Origin of the sequence: Streptomyces sp. NRRL S-340, assembly GCF_000720185.1 — a bacterium.
Taxonomy (GTDB): Bacteria; Actinomycetota; Actinomycetes; order Streptomycetales; family Streptomycetaceae; genus Streptomyces.
The window spans coordinates 93,477-109,962 of sequence record NZ_JOIY01000028.1; the positions used below are offsets into that span (position 1 = coordinate 93,477).

Below are 16,486 nucleotides of genomic sequence, written 5' to 3' on the forward strand. Positions count from 1 at the left end.
CCGCACCGCTCAAGGCGCCCCCGCGCACCGGCCGCACCGCAACCATCCGCCCGCCCTGGGAGGCACCCGCATGACAACGGAACCGACCGACCGGCCCCTGGTGGCCGTGCTCGGCGCCACCGGCTTCGTGGGCTCGGCCGTGCTCGCCGCGCTGGCCGGCCGCGACCTGCGCCTGCGCGCGGTGGCCCGGCGCCCCGCCGCCGTGCCGGACGACGCCCGCGCGCAGGTCGAGGTGGTCACCGCCGACCTCACCGACCCGGACGCCCTGGCCGCCTCCGTCAAGGACGCGGACGTGGTGATCCACCTGCTGCTGTGCGAGGGCGGCTGGCGGGCCTCGGCCGAACCGGGCGGCGAGCGGGTCAACGTCGGGGTGATGCGCGACCTGCTGGACGTGGTGGCGAACCCCGGCCGGCCACCGCTGGTGGTCTACGCGGGCACCACCGGACAGGTCGGCGCCCCGCCGCGGGAGCCGCTCGACGGCAGCGAGCCGGACCGGCCGCTGACGGTGTACGACGAGCAGAAGCTGACCGCGGAACGGCTGCTGCTCGCGGCGAGCGAGGCCGGCCTGGTCCGCGGAGTCAGCCTCAGACTGCCCACGGTGTACGGCGAGGGCACCGTGCCGGGCACCGCGGACCGCGGGGTGGTCGCCGCGATGGCCCGCCGGGCGCTGGCCGGCGAGGAGATCACCCTGTGGCACGACGGCACCGTCCGCCGCGACCTGGTCCACATCGCCGACGTCGCCGCCGCGTTCGCCGCCACCCTGGACCACCCCGCCGAGCTGGCCGGCCGCGCCTGGCTGGTGGGCACCGGACGCGGCGACGCGCTCGGTGACGTCTTCCGCGCGGTGGCCCGGCACGCGGCGGCCCGCACGGGCTCCCCCGCCGTCCCGGTCGTCTCGGTGCAGCCGCCCGCGCACGCCCCGGAGACCGACTTCCTGAGCGTGACCGTCGATTCCACCCCGTTCCGCTCGGTGACCGGCTGGCGTCCGCTGGTCGGTCTGGACGAGGGCCTGGAACGCACGGTGGCCGCCCTGGGAGACGCCGTACCGCACGCCCGCCGCTGAACTCCCCGCGCCCGCAGGACCAGAACGACGACAGGAGAAGGAACGCGCATGACCACCTATGTATGGGACTACCTGCCCGAGTACCACAGCGAGCGCGAGGACATCCTCGAGGCCGTCGAGAAGGTCTTCTCGTCCGGCACGCTGGTGCTGGGCGACAGTGTCAAGGGTTTCGAGGAGGAGTTCGCCGCGTACCACGGCGCGGAGCACTGCGTCAGTGTCGACAACGGGACCAACGCGCTCAAGCTCGCCCTCCAGGCCCTCGGGGTCGGCCCGGGCGACGAGGTGATCACGGTGTCCAACACCGCGGCCCCCACCGTCGTCGCGATCGACGGCACCGGTGCCACACCCGTCTTCGTCGACGTCAACGAGGACGACTTCCTGATGGACGTCGGCCAGGTCGAGGCGGCGATCACGGAGCGCACCAAGGCGCTGCTCCCGGTCCACCTCTACGGCCAGTGCGTGGACCTGGACCCGCTGAAGGCCCTGGCCGACCGGTACGGTCTGGCGCTCCTGGAGGACTGCGCGCAGGCGCACGGCGCCACCCGGCGGGGCAGGCTCGCGGGGACCACCGGCGACGCCGCCGCCTTCTCCTTCTACCCGACGAAGGTGCTCGGCGCGTACGGCGACGGCGGAGCCGTGCTCACCTCACGTCCCGACGTGGAGGCCGAGCTGCGCAAGCTGCGCTACTACGGCATGGAGAAGGTCTACTACACGGTCCAGACACCGGCCCACAACAGCCGCCTGGACGAGGTGCAGGCCGAGATCCTGCGCCGCAAGCTGACCCGGCTCGACGCCTACGTGGCCGGCCGCCAGGAGGTCGCCCGCCGCTACCAGGAGGCCCTGGGCGGCACCGAGCTGATCCTGCCGAAGGTCAACGAGGGCAACACGCACGTCTACTACGTCTACGTGGTCCGCCACCCCGAGCGCGACCGGATCATCGAGGCGCTCAAGGCGTACGACATCAACCTCAACATCAGCTACCCGTGGCCGGTGCACACCATGACCGGCTTCGCCCATCTCGGATACCGGAAGGGGTCGTTGCCGGTGACGGAGAAGCTGGCGGGCGAGATCTTCTCGCTGCCGATGTACCCGTCGCTGCCGGCCGGCCTGCAGGACAAGGTCATCGCCGCCCTGAAGGAGGTGCTGTGATGAAGGTCCGCGAACTGGCCGTCGCCGGAGCCCTGGAGTTCACCCCCACCGTCTTCCCCGACGAGCGCGGGCTGTTCCTCTCCCCGTTCCAGGGACCGGCCTGGGCCGAGGCCACCGGGAACACGCACTTCCCGGTGACCCAGACCAACCACAGCCGGTCCAGGCGCGGTGTGGTGCGCGGCGTGCACTACACGCTGACCCCGCCCGGCTGCGCCAAGTACGTCTACTGCCCCAAGGGTTCGGCCCTGGACATCGTGGTGGACATCCGGGTCGGCTCGCCCACCTTCGGGAAGTGGGACGTGGTGCTGATGGACCAGAACGACTTCCGGGCCACGTACTTCCCGGTCGGTCTGGGCCACGCGTTCATCGCGCTGGAGGACGACACGGTGATGTCGTACATGGTCACCGCAAGCTATGTGCCCGAGCACGAGCTGGCGATCTCGGTCACCGACCCGGCGCTGGGTCTGCCGATCCCCGAGGACATCACGCCGGTGTACTCCGAGCGGGACACGGTGGCGCCCACGCTGGCCCAGGCCGCGGAGCAGGGCCTGCTGCCGCGGTACGAGGTGAGCACCCGGCTCGAACGGCAGTGGAGGGAGGCCTGAGATGAAGGGCATCATCCTCGCCGGGGGCAGCGGCACCCGGCTGCGCCCGCTGACCGGTGCGCTGTCCAAACAGATCCTGCCGGTCTACGACAAGCCCATGATCTACTACCCGCTCTCCGTGCTGATGCTGGCCGGTGTCCGGGACATCCTGCTGATCTCGTCCAAGGACCATTCGGACAGCTTCCGCACCCTGCTCGGGGACGGCTCCCGGCTCGGCCTGAACATCTCCTACGCCGAGCAGGACCAGCCCCGCGGCATCGCCGAAGCGCTGCTCATCGGCGCCGACTTCATCGACGGCGACCAGGTCGCGCTGGTGCTCGGCGACAACATCTTCCACGGGCCGCGCTTCTCGGAGATCCTCGGCGACGCGGTGCGCCGGCTCGACGGCGCGGCGCTGTTCGGCTACCGGGTGCGTGACCCGCACCGCTACGGGATCGGGGAGATCGACGAGCAGGGCCGGCTGCTGTCGCTGGAGGAGAAGCCCCGCCACCCGCGCTCCAACCTCGCGGTGACCGGGCTGTACCTGTACGACAACGACGTGGTCGGCATCGCCAAGAACCTCTCCCCCTCGGCACGGGGCGAGCTGGAGATCACCGACGTCAACCTGGCCTACCTGGCGCAGGGCCGGGCCCAGCTCACCCCGCTCGGCCGCGGCTTCGCCTGGCTGGACATGGGCACCCACGACTCGCTGCTGCAGGCGGCGCAGTACGTCCAGCTGGTCGAGCAGCGGCAGGGCGAGTTCATCGCCTGCCTGGAGGAACTGGCGCTCAACCTCGGCTTCATCACCCCCGAGCAGTGCCTGCGCCTGGGCGAGGAGATGCGGGGTACGGACTACGGCGCCTACGTCACTGAGGTGGCCTCCCGCCGCATTCCGCGCCCGGCCGTCCGCGCCGCCTGACACGAGTCCCCCGCCGACCGAGGAGCCCGCCCCATGCACCCGATCCGACCGGCCGCACCGGCCACCACCCGCATCCTGGTGACCGGCGGGGCCGGCTTCATCGGTTCCCACTACGTCCGTACGCTGCTGGGGCCCGAGGGCCCCGGCGACGTCTCGGTCACCGTCCTGGACAAGCTGACGTACGCGGGCAATCCGGCCAACCTCGACGAGGTACGCGCACACCCGCGGTTCTCCTTCGTGGAGGGGGACATCTGCTCGCCCGAGCTGGTCGGGAAGCTGATGGCCGAGCACGACCAGGTGGTGCACTTCGCCGCCGAGTCGCACGTCGACCGGTCGATCGACGGCGGCGCCGAGTTCGTGCGCACCAACGTGGTCGGCACGCACACCCTCGTCGACGCGGCGCACCGGGCCGGCGTCGAGGTCTTCGTGCACATCTCCACCGACGAGGTGTACGGCTCGATCGACGAGGGTTCCTGGCCCGAGAGCCACCCGCTGCGGCCGAACTCGCCGTACTCCTCGGCGAAGGCCTCCAGCGACCTGATCGCGCTGTCGTACCACCGCACCCACGGTCTCGACGTGCGGGTGACCCGCTGTTCCAACAACTACGGCCACCACCAGTTCCCCGAGAAGGTCGTGCCGCTGTTCGTGACCAGCCTGCTCGACGGCAGGAAGGTCCCGCTGTACGGCGACGGCGGCAACGTCCGCGACTGGCTGCACATCGACGACCACGTGCAGGGCATCGAACTGGTCCGCACCCGGGGCCGCGCGGGCGAGGTCTACAACATCGGCGGCGGCACCGAACTCTCCAACCGGGAGCTGACCGAAGCGCTGCTCGCGGCGTGCGGCGCCACCTGGGAGGGCAGCGTCGAACACGTCGAGGACCGCAAGGGACACGACCGCCGCTACTCGGTCGACTGCACGAAGATCCGCGAGGAGCTGGGCTACGCACCCCGCAGGAGCTTCGAGGAGGGACTGGCCGAAACTGTGCGCTGGTACCGGGAGAACCGGAGCTGGTGGGAACCGCTGAGGCAGCGGTTGATGGAGGTGGAGCCTCCACTTGAATGAGAACTTCACCCGTCGCCGATGATCCGGACACTGTCCGTCAGCCGCCGGCTCCGCGAAGAATCCCGGCCATTGGAACACCAGCCGACCACGTCAGTCAGGATCTTCTCCGATGAGCCACGCCAGCATCACGTCCGACGATCTCGTCTCGCCTCGCTCGACGCGCGTCACCGGAACGGCTACCGCCCGCCCGCTCCTGGTGGTCGAGACCCTCGACCATTCCGCCGGTTCCACCGTGCAGTTCACCTACACCTACGCGGGCGGCGCCGCACCCCGGCTCACGTTCCGCACCCCGGCCGCCGCGGCCGACCACGTCCAGTTCACGTTCTGCGCCCAGCCCGACCCGGTCGACCACGCCCAGTTCACGTTCTGCGCCCAGCCCGACCCGTCCGACGACCCGATGTTCACGTTCTGCGCCCACACCGCGTCCGCCGACGCCTCCGGTGCGTGGACCGCGGATCCCGTGGCCGTCGAGGAGGACGCGGTCGCCGGGGCGTGGATATGACTTCCGGATCGCCGCACTCCTGGAGATCCGGGCCGGCCGCCCTACAGGACGGCTCCACTCTCGTGGGCTTCAGGCACCACCTACGTCCCGCGAACGTCCCCGGCGAGGCGACCTACCTGGTCTCCCGCCGGGGCGTCACCGCCCTGCGCGGCGCCCTCGCCGAGGTGCTCGGCCCGCTGCTCGACGGCACCCGGTCACTCGCCGAGATCCTGCGCGCCGCCGCACCCGCGCTGACCGCCGAGGAGACCCAGGGCGGTCTGCACCTGCTCAGTGAGGCGGGACTGCTCCGCTTCGAGCAGCCGGCCCCGGCCGCGACGGACACCGACCCGGTCGCCGAGGCGTACTGGGACCTGGCCGGCCTGGACGGCGCCCGGGCGGCGGCGGGCCTCGCCGGCGCCCGGCTCCGCGTCCTGCCGCTCGCCGGTGTGGACGCGGGACCGGTGCTCGCCGCGGGCGCCGGGTCCGGCGTCACCGTGACCGAGGCGGACGCGGACCTCACGCTGGTCCTGTGCGACGACTACCTCTCCCCGGAGCTGAAGCGGGTCGACGTCGAGCACCGGGCGGCGGGCAGACCGTGGCTGCTCGCCCGGCTGTGCGGCTACGAGCCGTGGATCGGCCCGTTCTTCCAGCCGGACGAGGGGCCCTGCTGGTCGTGTCTGGCCGCCCGGCTGGCACAGCACCGCGGGTACGAGGCACCGCTCCAGCAGGCGCTGGGGCTCGACCGTCCGCTGGGCCGGCCGGCCGCCTCACTGCCGGCGGGCCGCGCCCTGGCCGCGCAGAGCGTGGTCCTGGAGGCCGCCAAGTGGCTGGCCGGGCTGCGCTACGCCGACCAGGGCTCCGTCCGTACGGTCGACACCCTCCGGCTGGAGACCAGGGTCCACGCGGTCTCCCGTGTCCCCCAGTGCGCCTCCTGCGGGGACCCCGGACTGACGGCGCGGCGTGTGTCCGCACCGTTCGTCCCGGTGTCGCGGCCCAAGGCGGGCCAGGGCGGCAGCGGTCACCGGGCCCTCAGTCCCGACCAGCTGCTGAAGCGCTACGGGCACCTGGTGAGCCCGGTCACCGGCATCGTCCCGATGCTCGAACCCTCGCCGGGCGCACCCGAGTTCGCCACCACATATGTGTCGGGGCGCAACCTCGCGATGCGGGACAACGGTCTGGCCGGGCTGCGCTCGCTCAGCGGCGGCAAGGGCCTGACCGACGCCGAGGCCCGCACGAGTGCGCTGTGCGAGGCGGTGGAGCGCTACAGCGGCACACGGCACGGCGACGAGCCGGTCGTGGTGGACACCCTGCGCGCGCTCGGCGACGAGGCCATCCACCCCAACTCCTGCCAGTTGTACGCGGAGCGGCAGTTCCGCGAGCGGGACCGCTGGAACCGCTCGGGCTCTCCCTTCCACCACGTGCCCGAGCCCTTCGACGACGACCGGCCGGTGGAGTGGGCCCCCGTGTGGTCCCTGACCGAGCGGCGCAGGCGGCTGCTGCCCACGTCGATGCTCTACTTCCCCGCCGGCGCCCCGGCTCCGCACGGGCCCTTGGCCGACTCCAACGGCAACGCGGCGGGCAGCAGCCCGGAGGACGCCCTGCTGCAGGGTTTCCTGGAGCTGGTGGAGCGGGACGCGGTGGCCCTGTGGTGGTACAACCGCACCCGGCAGCCGGCGGTCGACCTGGACGCGTTCGACGAGCCGTACATCGGGCGGCTGCGCGAGGGGTACCGGAAGCTGGGCCGCAAGGTGTGGGCGCTGGACCTCACCTCCGATTTCGGCATCCCCGCGATGGTGGCCCTCTCCCGGCGCACCGACGGGCCCACCGAGGACATCGTCTTCGGTTTCGGCGCCCACTTCGATCCAGCCATCGCGCTGCGCAGGGCGCTCACCGAGATGGGGCAACTGCTGCCCGCCGTGGGCGCGTGCCGCCCCGGCGAGGGGTACCGCATCAAGGACCCCCTGCCGGTCCGCTGGTGGCGCGAGGCGACGCTCGCCAACCAGCCGTACCTGGCGCCGGATCCGGCCACCCGGCCGCGCACTCCCGGCCACTGGGCCTACGCGGCGCGCACCGATCTGCTCGACGACGTCCGGGCCGTCACCGACCTCGTCCGCGCCAAAGGCCTGGACCTGCTCGTCCTGGACCAGACCCGGCCGGACATCGGAATGCCGGTGGTCAAGGTCGTGGTGCCGGGGCTCCGGCACTTCTGGGCCCGGTACGCGCCGGGCAGACTCTTCGACGTACCGGTCGCGCTCGGACGCCTCGCCGGCCCTACACCGTACGAGCAGCTCAATCCGATCCCGCTCTTCGTTTGACCGAATACTTTCGGACAGGGGAACGGAATCCGGGTAGAAAATTCGCCAGCCGTTGACCGTACTCTGCCTAGAATGACGCCGGTTCCATCTGAACCGGGATGGAGAGACGGGCGGGGGGCTCGGACGAGCGATGAACGGTAAGGACCCGAACGGACACGCAGCACATTCCGGCCAGACGTTCACAAGAACCGCCCGCGGCATTCTGCTGGCCGCGCTCGCATGCTATTTGGGCATCACCTTCCTCAACATCCTGTCCCAGCCGCTCGGTCCCTACAATCTGGCCCTCGCCGTCGCCTGCCTGATCCTCGTGTTCCTGCTCCAGCTCGTGCACTCGGCTCCCGGCGCCTCCGCGGCACGGCCGCGCAGCAAGTTCCTCACCCTGGCCGCGCAGGGTGCCCTCTCCTATCTGCCGCTGATCTGGTTCGGAGTGCCCTGGGGCGCGATGGCGGGGTTCTTCGCCGGATCCGTGCTGCTGCTCCTGCCGGCCAGGGCGGGCTGGACGCTGTACGGGCTGACGACGCTCAGCCTGCTCGTGCCCGGGTGCCTGCACCACCTCGCGGTCGTCGACATCGTGTACATGTGCCAGACCACCGCGCTCACCGGTCTCGTGGTGTACGGGCTGAGCCGGCTGACCGCCCTGGTGGACCAGTTGCACCGGGCCCGCACCGACCTCGCCCGGCTCGCCGTCAGCAACGAGCAGCTGCGGTTCTCCAGGGACCTGCACGACCTGCTCGGGTACAGCCTCTCCGCGATCACCCTCAAGAACGAGCTGATCCACCGCCTCATCCCGGCCGACCCGCTCAGGGCCCGCAAGGAGGTCGACGAGGTGCTCGGCATCTCCCGGCAGGCGCTGGCCGACGTGCGCCGGGTCGCCCGCGACTACCGGGAGATGTACCTCAACTCCGAACTCACTTCCGCCGAGTCGGTGCTGGCCGCCGCCAGGGTCTCGGTCACGGTCGACACCCATGACGCCATCGGGCGGCTGGGACCGGCCACGTCCACCGTGCTGGCCACGGTGCTGCGGGAGGGCGTCACCAACCTGCTGCGGCACTCCAAGGCCTCGTACTGCCGGATCTCCGCGCGGGTCGAGGACGGTCTGGTCCGTCTCACGATCGTCAACGACGGCCTGGTGACCGGTCACCAGACGCCCTCCTCGCCGGACAGCGGCAGCGGCCTGGGCAACCTCCAGCAGCGGCTGGAGGGCATCGGAGGGCGGCTGATCGTGCGGCGCCTGCACGACGGTTCGGGCGCGGACACCTTCCGGATCACCGCCGAGGCACCGCTCCAGGCGGCGCGCTCGGGCGACATGTGTCCGGGTCGGGGCGGGGCCGGCAAGGCGACGTACGGCAGGGCCGACAACATCGCGTGAGGAGTCTTGGCGTGATCTTTGCGTACTGACGGAAAAACGACGGCGGCTATACGCTTGAGTAGCATCCAGCGTACGCAGTCGGCGGGGGAACGGGGAAAAGCGACGATGATACGGATCCTGCTGGCCGAGGACATGCACATGGTCCGCGGCGCGCTGGTGGCTCTGCTCGATCTGGAGGAAGACCTGACGGTGGTCTCCGAGCTGGAACGCGGCGACGAGATCCTGAGCGCGGCGCGCGAACACCGGCCGGACGTGGCCATCATCGACATCGACCTGCCGGGCCTCGACGGCCTGAGCGCGGCCGAGCTGCTGCACGAGCGTCTCCCGGAGTGCCGGGCCTTGATCCTCACCAGTCTGGGCCGTCCCGGCACCCTGCGCCGGGCGATGTCCGCACACGTGGCGGGCTTCCTCCTCAAGGACGCCCCGCCCAGCGAACTCGCCCACGCCGTGCGCCGCGTCGCCGCCGGCCAGCGGGTGGTCGACCCGCAACTGGCCCTGGCCGCCTGGGGCGGCGCGGAGAGCCCGCTGACCACCCGCGAGACCGAGGTGCTGCAACTGGCCGCGCAGGGCACGGAACCGCAGGAGATCGCCGCACACCTGCGGCTCTCGGTGGGCACGGTGCGCAACTACCTCACCACCACCGTGACCAAGCTCAACGCGCGTAACCGGGTCGACGCGATCCGCATCGCCCGCGAGTCGGGCTGGCTGCTGTGACCGGCCCCGCCGCCTGCTCGCCCAGCGCGCGGCGGGGCGGTCAGGCCGCGGCCACCGTCAGCCCGGCCCCGGCCAGGTAGCCGAGGATCTCCAGGGTCAGTTCGGCGGGCAGCGGAAGCACCTCGACCATGGCCTCCGGTGTCATGGGCCAGGCCAGCAGCGACACCACCCACATCGCCTCCGGGCGGTGGATCTCCACCCGGTGCCCCAGGGTGTGGCACTGCACCAGGAAGGTGTTGCCCCGCACGGTGATGGTCGCGGTGGGCCGCAGCCGCACCCGGCGCCACGCCGGCAGCCGGACGGTGGCGAAGCGGGCGCTGCGGCCCACCGGTACCACGGAGAGCACCGGCCCCCTCAGATCGTCCAGGGACAGCGTCCTGATCACCATGGGGGAGATCCCGCGGAGCACCGACAGGACCACCGTGAACGTCTCGTGCCCGGGTGCCGTGCGGCCCTCCGGCGGCGGCAGGTTGGCGAGCAGTACGGGACCGAGTTCCATCCGGCGCAGCGCCTCGGCCACCGCGGGCCCCGGGTCCTCGACCCGCTCGGTGCCCTGCGGGCCGCTGAGCACCAGCGCCCGCCCTTCCTCGTCCCAGCCGACCACCGTGTCCTCGCGCAGGGACCACAGGTGGTGGATGCGCAGGGGGGCGTCTTCCGCGTGGGGAGTCACGGTCAACCACCTCCTCGGAGCGGCGGGACCGGCAAAGGTGCGGCTCCGTCCACCGGCCCGCTCGCGTCCTTGAGTATGGAACCGCGTACGGCGCCCTGGGCAGCGAACAGATCACACCGAAGGCATGAGGAAATCACGGGTCCCTCACCGCACCCGCCCGGCAGGTGCTCCGGCGGCGCGATCCAGTCCTTCTTGAGGCCGCTCTGGCCCAATGGTCGGCGTCCGGACACTCGTGGCGCCCGTCACGGACCGTGCCGGCCAACCCGTCAGGAGGGGGAACCATGTCAGGGCTCCAGTTCACCGAGGACGACCTCAAACGCATCCTGTACGCCGCGGCCGGCACCGAGGAGGAAGGCGTCGCCGACGGTGACTTCGCGGACACCGAATTCCAGCTGCTCGGCTACGAGTCGCTCGCGCTCCTGGAGACCTGCGGCCGCATCGAGCGCGAGTACGGCGTCGCGCTCGCCGACCACACCCTGGCCGACGCGGTCACCCCGCGCCTGCTGGTCGAGGCCGTGAACCGGTACCTCGGCGAGCAGACCGTGGCCGCCACCCGCTGACGGACGCCCGAGGAGGCGAGCATGACACAGCACACGACACAGGAGAGCCGGACCGCGCTGGTCACCGGCGCGACGAGCGGCATCGGACTCGCCGTCGCGCGGCTGCTGGCGACCCAGGGGCACCGGGTGTACATCGGTGCGCGCGACGCCGGGAACGTGGCCGCGACGGTCAAGGAACTCCAGCAGCAGGGCCTGGACGTGGACGGCTCGACGCTCGACGTGCGGTCCGCGGACAGCGTGGGAGCGTTCGTGCGGGCGGCCGTCGACCGGTTCGGCGCCGTGGACGTCCTGGTCAACAACGCCGGCCGGTCCGGCGGCGGCGTCACCGCCGACCTGACCGACGAGCTCTGGGAGGACGTGATCGACACCAATCTGAACAGCGTCTTCCGTATGACCCGTGAGGTGCTGAACACCGGCGGCATGCGGACCAGGCCGCGCGGGCGGATCATCAACATCGCCTCCACGGCGGGCAAGCAGGGCGTGGTGCTCGGCGCCCCGTACTCCGCCTCCAAGCACGGCGTGGTCGGTTTCACCAAGGCGCTCGGCAACGAGCTGGCGCCGACCGGCATCACCGTGAACGCGGTCTGCCCCGGCTATGTCGAGACCCCGATGGCCCAGCGGGTGCGGGCCGGGTACGCGGCGGCGTACGACACCACCGAGGACAAGATCCTGGAGAAGTTCCAGGCGAAGATCCCGCTCGGCCGCTACTCCACCCCCGAGGAGGTCGCGGGCCTGGTCGGCTACCTCGCCTCCGACACCGCCGCCTCCATCACCGCGCAGGCCCTCAACGTCTGCGGCGGCCTCGGCAACTTCTGACCCGCACCCCCCCCCGACAGGAGAGACGACGATGACCATCCGTGAAGTGGCGCACGAGATCACGGTCTCGGCGCCGGCCGATGTGGTCTACCGGCTGCTCGCCGAGGTGGAGAACTGGCCCCGGATCTTCCCGCCCACCATCCACGTCGACCACGTCGAACGCGGCGAGGGCGAGGAGCGGATCCGGATCTGGGCCACCGCCAACGGCGAGGCGAAGAACTGGACCTCGCACCGCACCCTGGACCCCGCGGCCCGCCGCATCACCTTCCGCCAGGAGGTCACCGCGCCTCCGGTCGCCGCCATGGGCGGCACCTGGATCATCGAGGCGCTGTCCGCGACCCGGTCCCGCGTCCGGCTGCTGCACGACTACCGGGCGGTCGACGACGACCCGGACGGCCTGCGGTGGATCGACGAGGCGGTCGACCGCAACTCCCGCTCCGAGCTGGCCGCGCTCAAGGAGAACGTCGAACTGGCCTGCTCGACGCAGGACGTGACGTTCTCCTTCGAGGACTCCGTACTCGTCCAGGGCGCCGCCAAGGACGTCTACGACTTCGTGAACGAGGCGCACCTGTGGAGCGAGCGGCTGCCGCACGTGGCGAGCGTCCGGCTCGAGGAGGACACGCCGGGCCTGCAGACCCTGGAGATGGACACCAGGGCCAAGGACGGCTCGACGCACACCACCAAGTCGTACCGGGTGACCTTCCCGCCGGAGAAGATCGCCTACAAGCAGGTCACCCTGCCGGCGCTGATGACCCTGCACACCGGTGTCTGGACGTTCACCGAGACGCCGGAGGGGGTACGGGCCGCCTCGCAGCACACCGTCACCCTCAACACGGCCAACATCGAGCGGGTCCTCGGCCCCGACGCCACCGTCGCGGGCGCACGCTCCTACGTGCACGAGGCGCTCAGCACCAACAGCCTGGCCACGCTGGGCCACGCCAAGGCCCACGCGGAGGCCAGGCGCTGACGGCCGCGCCCCCGGCCCGCCCGCCCGCAGGCGGCGCGGGCCGTCGCCGTGCGCGCGGCGGACACCGGCTCCGGCCGCCCCGCCCTTTCGCCCGGCGCGCCGGGAAGGCCGCGGCGCCGCCCTCGTCCCGGGGCGGCGCGAGCCTGGGCTGGGTCGGCCCTCCAGCACGGTTTGAGTCACCCAGTGCACCGTCGAGTTGCTTGCGGGATCCGCCGGGGCACACCCAGGACTCCGCGCCCGCACGCCCATCCCGGCACAACGGAGGAGTCACATGGAACGACGCGTAGTCATCACCGGGATCGGGGTGATCGCGCCGGGCGGCATCGGGCTGAAGGAATTCTGGTCACTGCTGACGTCCGGCCGCACCGCCACCCGGTCGATCACCCGATTCGACACGTCCCAGTTCCGCTCGCGGATCGCCGCGGAAGCCGACTTCGACCCCGAGCAGTCCGGCCTGTCGCCCCAGGAGACGAGCCGGATGGACCGCGCGGCGCAGTTCGCGGTCGTGTGCGCCCGGGAGGCCATGGCCGACAGCGGCCTGGACTTCGCGGGACTCGACCCGCACCGCGTCGGCGTCACCGTCGGCAGCGCGGTGGGGGCCACGACGTCCCTGGACACCGAGTACAACGTGGTCAGCGACGGCGGCCGCAAGTGGCTGGTCGACCACCAGTACACGAGCAGGCACCTCTTCGATCACTTCGTGCCGAGCTCGTTCGCCTCGGAGGTGGCCTGGGCCGTGGGCGCCCAGGGCCCGGCCGCCGTGGTCTCCACCGGCTGCACCTCGGGACTGGACGCCGTCGGGCACGCCGCCGAGCTGATCCGCGAGGGCTCGGCCGACATCATGGTCGCCGGAGCCACCGAGGCACCCATCTCCCCCATCACCGTGGCCTGCTTCGACGCCATCAAGGCGACGTCGCCGCGCAACGACGACCCCGAGCACGCCTCGCGCCCCTTCGACGCCTCCCGCAACGGCTTCGTGCTCGGCGAGGGTGCCGCCGTGTTCGTCCTGGAGGAACTGGGCCGGGCCAGGGCCCGCGACGCCCGTCTGTACGCCGAGATCTCCGGCTTCGCCTCGCGCTGCAACGCCTACCACATGACGGGCCTGCGGCCGGACGGCAAGGAGATGGCGGAGGCCATCCGCGTAGCCCTGGACCAGGCCCGCCTCGATCCGACGGCCATCGACTACGTCAACGCGCACGGCTCGGGGACCAAGCAGAACGACCGCCACGAGACCGCCGCGTTCAAGAAGAGCCTGGGCGCGCACGCCTACGAGACCCCGGTCAGCTCCATCAAGTCGATGATCGGCCACTCGCTGGGGGCCATCGGCTCGCTGGAGATCGCCGCGAGCACCCTCGCCATCGAGCACGGCGTGATCCCGCCCACGGCCAACCTGCACGAGCCCGACCCCGAGTGCGACCTGGACTACACGCCCCTGACGGCACGCGAACAGAACACCGAACGGGTCCTCACCGTCGGGAGCGGCTTCGGCGGCTTCCAGAGCGCGATGGTGCTGACCCGGCCCGACGGCACACGGAAAGGCAGTGTCCGATGAGCACGCCGACGAGCACCCGGGCGAGCGGCACGGCCACCCCGCGGCCCTCCGCGGGCCCCGCCCACCCGGTGTTCACCGGGATGGGCGTCGCCGCGCCCAACGGCCTGGGCCGCGACCGCTGGTGGCGGGCCACCCTGGCCGGGGAGAGCGGCATCAGGCCGGTGTCCCGGTTCGACGCCCGAGGGTATCCGGCACAGCTCGCCGGGGAGGTCCCCGGCTTCGACGCGGCCGAGCACATCCCCGGCCGGCTGCTGCCGCAGACCGACCACATGACACGGCTCGCGCTCACCGCCGCGGACGAGGCGATCGCCGACAGCGGCCTCGACCCGCGCAGCGAGCCGGAGTTCGCGTCCGGAGTGGTGACCGCCGCGTCGGCGGGCGGGTTCGAGTTCGGCCAGCGGGAGCTGGAGTCCCTGTGGGGCAAGGGCAGCCGTCACGTCAGCGCCTACCAGTCCTTCGCCTGGTTCTACGCCGTCAACACCGGCCAGATATCCATCAGACACGGCCTGCGCGGGCCCAGCGGGGTCATCGTCAGCGAACAGGCCGGGGGGCTCGACGCGGTCGCCCAGGCCCGCCGGCAGCTGCGCAAGGGCAGCCGGCGCATCGTCACGGGCGGCGTGGACGGGGCGATCTGCCCCTGGGGCTGGGCCGCGCTGCTCGCCGGCGGCCACATGAGCACCGCCTCGGACCCGGTCCGCGCCTTCCTGCCCTTCGACGCGGCCGCCTGCGGCCAGGTGGCCGGTGAGGGCGGTGCGATCCTCGTGCTGGAGGACGCCGCCACCGCCCGGGACCGCGGCGCCCGGTCCTACGGTGCGCTCGCGGGGTACGCGGCCACCTTCGACCCGCGGCCCGGCAGCGGGGGCGAGCCGGGCCTGCGGCGGGCCGCGGAAGGCGCGCTCGCCGACGCGGGCCTGACCGCGGACGCGGTCGACGTGGTGTTCGCGGACGCCGCCGGGGTGCCGGAACTGGACCGGGCCGAGGCCGAGGCGATCTGCGCGCTGTTCGGGCCGCGCGGTGTGTCCGTCTCCGTGCCCAAGACCATGACGGGCCGGCTCGCCGCGGGCGGCGGTTCGCTGGATCTGGCCGCCGCCCTGCTGGCGCTGCGCGACGGCGTGATCCCGCCCTCCGTGCACATCACCGGCGACGGCCTGCCGGAGCACCTCGCCCTGGACCTCGTCACGGCCACCCCCCGCGAAATGCCGCTGCGCACCGCGCTGGTGCTGGCCCGGGGGCAGGGCGGCTTCAACGCGGCCACCGTGGTGACGGCTCCGTGAGGGGCGCCGGGGCGCGGCCCCGGCACATGACGGAGGGCCTCCGCGGGCGTCGCCCGCGGAGGCCCTCCGTCATGTCCGGTCTCTTCGTGTCCCGGCGTGCGAGGTGGTGTCCCGTCCGTCACACCAGGTCGTCGCGGCTGACGTGGCGCCGCCGCACCGCCGGCCCCTCGGGGCCGATCTCCAGGACGTCCTCGCAGGTGGCGCTGCACAGGATCGTCGCCTGACCGCCGCGCGGGGTCTCGATGAGCAGGACGTAGGAGCGTGCGGTCACCGTCGTCCCCTCCTGTCCGGTGACCGACACCATGCCCAGCCAGTGGCGGCGCTGGATGCCCTGCGCGGCGAAGTGGTCACCGGCCTTGCGGGCGGCCGCCCCGATCGCCTCGCGTCCGACAGTGGGCTCGGGCTGCCCGTTCGCCGCGAAGACGCCGTCCTCGGTGAAGGTGTGCATCCACGCGTCCACCTCGCCGCTGTCCAGCAGTTGCATCTGCCGCACGTAGAACTGCTGGACCTGCTGGTACAGCTCCGCCGAGGGCTGCTGTGCTCGCTGGGGGATCTCCTGCACGCTCATCGGGACTCCTCATCGCTCAGAGCCGCGAACAAGACGGGCGCCCGGCGCGCGGCGCCTGGCACGCACGCTGATCGGACCACCCTTTCGTTCGCAGCTCTCACTGGCGTCGGTCCGGGCCCGGGGCCCGGGTCCGGCTCCCCACCCTCCAGGCCGTCCCTCGTGCGCTCCTCGACAACCGATCGACCACCCGGGGCTCACGGTCCCCCACGCCTTGCCAGGTGCCGGGTCATACGTCGATGCGCTCGAAGATGTGCGGGTACGACACGATGTCGTCGGGGAAGTCGGCCGCCATGCGCTGGAACTCCGGGCTGCCGAACGCCGTCGCGAGCGCCTCGGTCGACTCCCAGACCGCGACGTTCATCATGAGCCGGCTGCCCGCGGTTCCCCGGTGCATCCGGAGCGAGACGAATCCCGGCTGGG

General features: G+C 72.1%; 17 protein-coding genes. 14 read left to right on the plus strand and 3 right to left on the minus strand.

Going from position 1 to position 16,486, the window contains the following annotated elements:
* Positions 1 to 70: 70 nt before the first annotated feature.
* The 9 genes from IG64_RS22495 to IG64_RS22535 all read left to right on the plus strand — a co-directional run bounded on the left by IG64_RS22495 (position 71) and on the right by IG64_RS22535 (position 9,659).
* Complete coding sequence (locus IG64_RS22495) at positions 71 to 1,063, plus strand: NAD-dependent epimerase/dehydratase family protein (protein ID WP_037859015.1); 993 nt, start codon at positions 71 to 73, stop codon at positions 1,061 to 1,063.
* Between the two features lie 48 nt (positions 1,064 to 1,111).
* A complete protein-coding gene (locus IG64_RS22500; RefSeq protein WP_037859017.1) occupies positions 1,112 to 2,212 on the plus strand; it encodes a DegT/DnrJ/EryC1/StrS family aminotransferase in 1,101 nt (366 codons plus the stop codon).
* Positions 2,212 to 2,817, plus strand: coding sequence for a dTDP-4-dehydrorhamnose 3,5-epimerase family protein (locus tag IG64_RS22505; RefSeq protein WP_037859020.1), 606 nt, complete (start codon positions 2,212 to 2,214; stop codon positions 2,815 to 2,817). Before IG64_RS22500 ends, IG64_RS22505 begins: the two co-directional genes overlap by 1 nt.
* A 1-nt stretch (position 2,818) precedes the next feature.
* A complete protein-coding gene (gene rfbA, locus IG64_RS22510; protein ID WP_037859022.1) occupies positions 2,819 to 3,715 on the plus strand; it encodes a glucose-1-phosphate thymidylyltransferase RfbA in 897 nt (298 codons plus the stop codon).
* A 33-nt stretch (positions 3,716 to 3,748) separates the two neighbouring features.
* Positions 3,749 to 4,780 carry a dTDP-glucose 4,6-dehydratase gene (rfbB, locus tag IG64_RS22515; RefSeq protein WP_037859023.1) on the plus strand — a complete coding sequence of 344 codons (1,032 nt, stop codon included), beginning with the start codon at positions 3,749 to 3,751 and terminating at the stop codon, positions 4,778 to 4,780.
* Between the two features lie 109 nt (positions 4,781 to 4,889).
* The gene (locus tag IG64_RS22520) at positions 4,890 to 5,282 is read left to right on the plus strand and encodes a hypothetical protein (protein WP_037859025.1); all 393 of its coding nucleotides are present in this window, start codon (positions 4,890 to 4,892) and stop codon (positions 5,280 to 5,282) included.
* Positions 5,279 to 7,576 (plus strand): TOMM precursor leader peptide-binding protein, encoded by a 2,298-nt coding sequence (locus IG64_RS22525; RefSeq protein WP_078884146.1) that lies wholly within the window; start codon positions 5,279 to 5,281, stop codon positions 7,574 to 7,576. Before IG64_RS22520 ends, IG64_RS22525 begins: the two co-directional genes overlap by 4 nt.
* A 130-nt stretch (positions 7,577 to 7,706) precedes the next feature.
* Positions 7,707 to 8,945 (plus strand): sensor histidine kinase, encoded by a 1,239-nt coding sequence (locus tag IG64_RS22530; RefSeq protein WP_078884147.1) that lies wholly within the window; start codon positions 7,707 to 7,709, stop codon positions 8,943 to 8,945.
* A 105-nt stretch (positions 8,946 to 9,050) separates the two neighbouring features.
* Positions 9,051 to 9,659: a response regulator transcription factor gene (locus IG64_RS22535; protein ID WP_037859029.1), complete on the plus strand. Its 609-nt coding sequence runs from the start codon at positions 9,051 to 9,053 to the stop codon at positions 9,657 to 9,659.
* 40 nt (positions 9,660 to 9,699) lie between these two features.
* Here IG64_RS22535 and IG64_RS40570 read toward each other — a convergent pair whose 3' ends face one another.
* Positions 9,700 to 10,329 carry a hypothetical protein gene (locus tag IG64_RS40570; protein ID WP_051813208.1) on the minus strand — a complete coding sequence of 210 codons (630 nt, stop codon included), beginning with the start codon at positions 10,327 to 10,329 and terminating at the stop codon, positions 9,700 to 9,702.
* Positions 10,330 to 10,610: 281 nt separating this feature from the next.
* Here IG64_RS40570 and IG64_RS22545 point away from each other — a divergent pair, with 281 nt between their 5' ends.
* From IG64_RS22545 to IG64_RS22565, 5 genes are all read left to right on the plus strand, one after another.
* Complete coding sequence (locus IG64_RS22545) at positions 10,611 to 10,889, plus strand: acyl carrier protein (protein ID WP_037859030.1); 279 nt, start codon at positions 10,611 to 10,613, stop codon at positions 10,887 to 10,889.
* 21 nt (positions 10,890 to 10,910) lie between these two features.
* Complete coding sequence (fabG, locus tag IG64_RS22550) at positions 10,911 to 11,705, plus strand: 3-oxoacyl-ACP reductase FabG (protein WP_037859033.1); 795 nt, start codon at positions 10,911 to 10,913, stop codon at positions 11,703 to 11,705.
* A 31-nt stretch (positions 11,706 to 11,736) separates the two neighbouring features.
* Positions 11,737 to 12,672 (plus strand): aromatase/cyclase, encoded by a 936-nt coding sequence (locus IG64_RS22555; RefSeq protein ID WP_037859034.1) that lies wholly within the window; start codon positions 11,737 to 11,739, stop codon positions 12,670 to 12,672.
* 271 nt (positions 12,673 to 12,943) lie between these two features.
* Positions 12,944 to 14,224, plus strand: a complete 1,281-nt coding sequence (locus IG64_RS22560; RefSeq protein WP_037859036.1) for a beta-ketoacyl-[acyl-carrier-protein] synthase family protein — start codon at positions 12,944 to 12,946, stop codon at positions 14,222 to 14,224.
* On the plus strand, positions 14,221 to 15,498 hold the full coding sequence (locus IG64_RS22565) for a ketosynthase chain-length factor (RefSeq protein WP_078884149.1): 1,278 nt from the start codon (positions 14,221 to 14,223) through the stop codon (positions 15,496 to 15,498). Before IG64_RS22560 ends, IG64_RS22565 begins: the two co-directional genes overlap by 4 nt.
* Positions 15,499 to 15,616: 118 nt before the next feature.
* Here the strand turns inward: IG64_RS22565 and IG64_RS22570 are convergent, their stop codons facing one another.
* On the minus strand, positions 15,617 to 16,066 hold the full coding sequence (locus IG64_RS22570) for a nuclear transport factor 2 family protein (protein ID WP_037859037.1): 450 nt from the start codon (positions 16,064 to 16,066) through the stop codon (positions 15,617 to 15,619).
* A gap of 226 nt (positions 16,067 to 16,292) precedes the next feature.
* Positions 16,293 to 16,486: antibiotic biosynthesis monooxygenase family protein (locus IG64_RS22575; RefSeq protein WP_037859104.1), on the minus strand; the 194-nt coding region annotated here is incomplete at its 5' end.

Bases quoted from the DNA above. Each gene is read 5' to 3' on its own strand.
- IG64_RS22495 (WP_037859015.1), top strand. From the start codon at position 71: ATGACAACGGAACCGACCGACCGGCCCCTGGTGGCCGTGCTCGGCGCC.
- IG64_RS22500 (WP_037859017.1), top strand. From the start codon at position 1,112: ATGACCACCTATGTATGGGACTACCTGCCCGAGTACCACAGCGAGCGC.
- IG64_RS22505 (WP_037859020.1), top strand. From the start codon at position 2,212: ATGAAGGTCCGCGAACTGGCCGTCGCCGGAGCCCTGGAGTTCACCCCC.
- rfbA (WP_037859022.1), top strand. From the start codon at position 2,819: ATGAAGGGCATCATCCTCGCCGGGGGCAGCGGCACCCGGCTGCGCCCG.
- rfbB (WP_037859023.1), top strand. From the start codon at position 3,749: ATGCACCCGATCCGACCGGCCGCACCGGCCACCACCCGCATCCTGGTG.
- IG64_RS22520 (WP_037859025.1), top strand. From the start codon at position 4,890: ATGAGCCACGCCAGCATCACGTCCGACGATCTCGTCTCGCCTCGCTCG.
- IG64_RS22525 (WP_078884146.1), top strand. From the start codon at position 5,279: ATGACTTCCGGATCGCCGCACTCCTGGAGATCCGGGCCGGCCGCCCTA.
- IG64_RS22530 (WP_078884147.1), top strand. From the start codon at position 7,707: ATGAACGGTAAGGACCCGAACGGACACGCAGCACATTCCGGCCAGACG.
- IG64_RS22535 (WP_037859029.1), top strand. From the start codon at position 9,051: ATGATACGGATCCTGCTGGCCGAGGACATGCACATGGTCCGCGGCGCG.
- IG64_RS22545 (WP_037859030.1), top strand. From the start codon at position 10,611: ATGTCAGGGCTCCAGTTCACCGAGGACGACCTCAAACGCATCCTGTAC.
- fabG (WP_037859033.1), top strand. From the start codon at position 10,911: ATGACACAGCACACGACACAGGAGAGCCGGACCGCGCTGGTCACCGGC.
- IG64_RS22555 (WP_037859034.1), top strand. From the start codon at position 11,737: ATGACCATCCGTGAAGTGGCGCACGAGATCACGGTCTCGGCGCCGGCC.
- IG64_RS22560 (WP_037859036.1), top strand. From the start codon at position 12,944: ATGGAACGACGCGTAGTCATCACCGGGATCGGGGTGATCGCGCCGGGC.
- IG64_RS22565 (WP_078884149.1), top strand. From the start codon at position 14,221: ATGAGCACGCCGACGAGCACCCGGGCGAGCGGCACGGCCACCCCGCGG.
- IG64_RS22570 (WP_037859037.1), bottom strand. From the start codon at position 16,066: ATGAGCGTGCAGGAGATCCCCCAGCGAGCACAGCAGCCCTCGGCGGAG.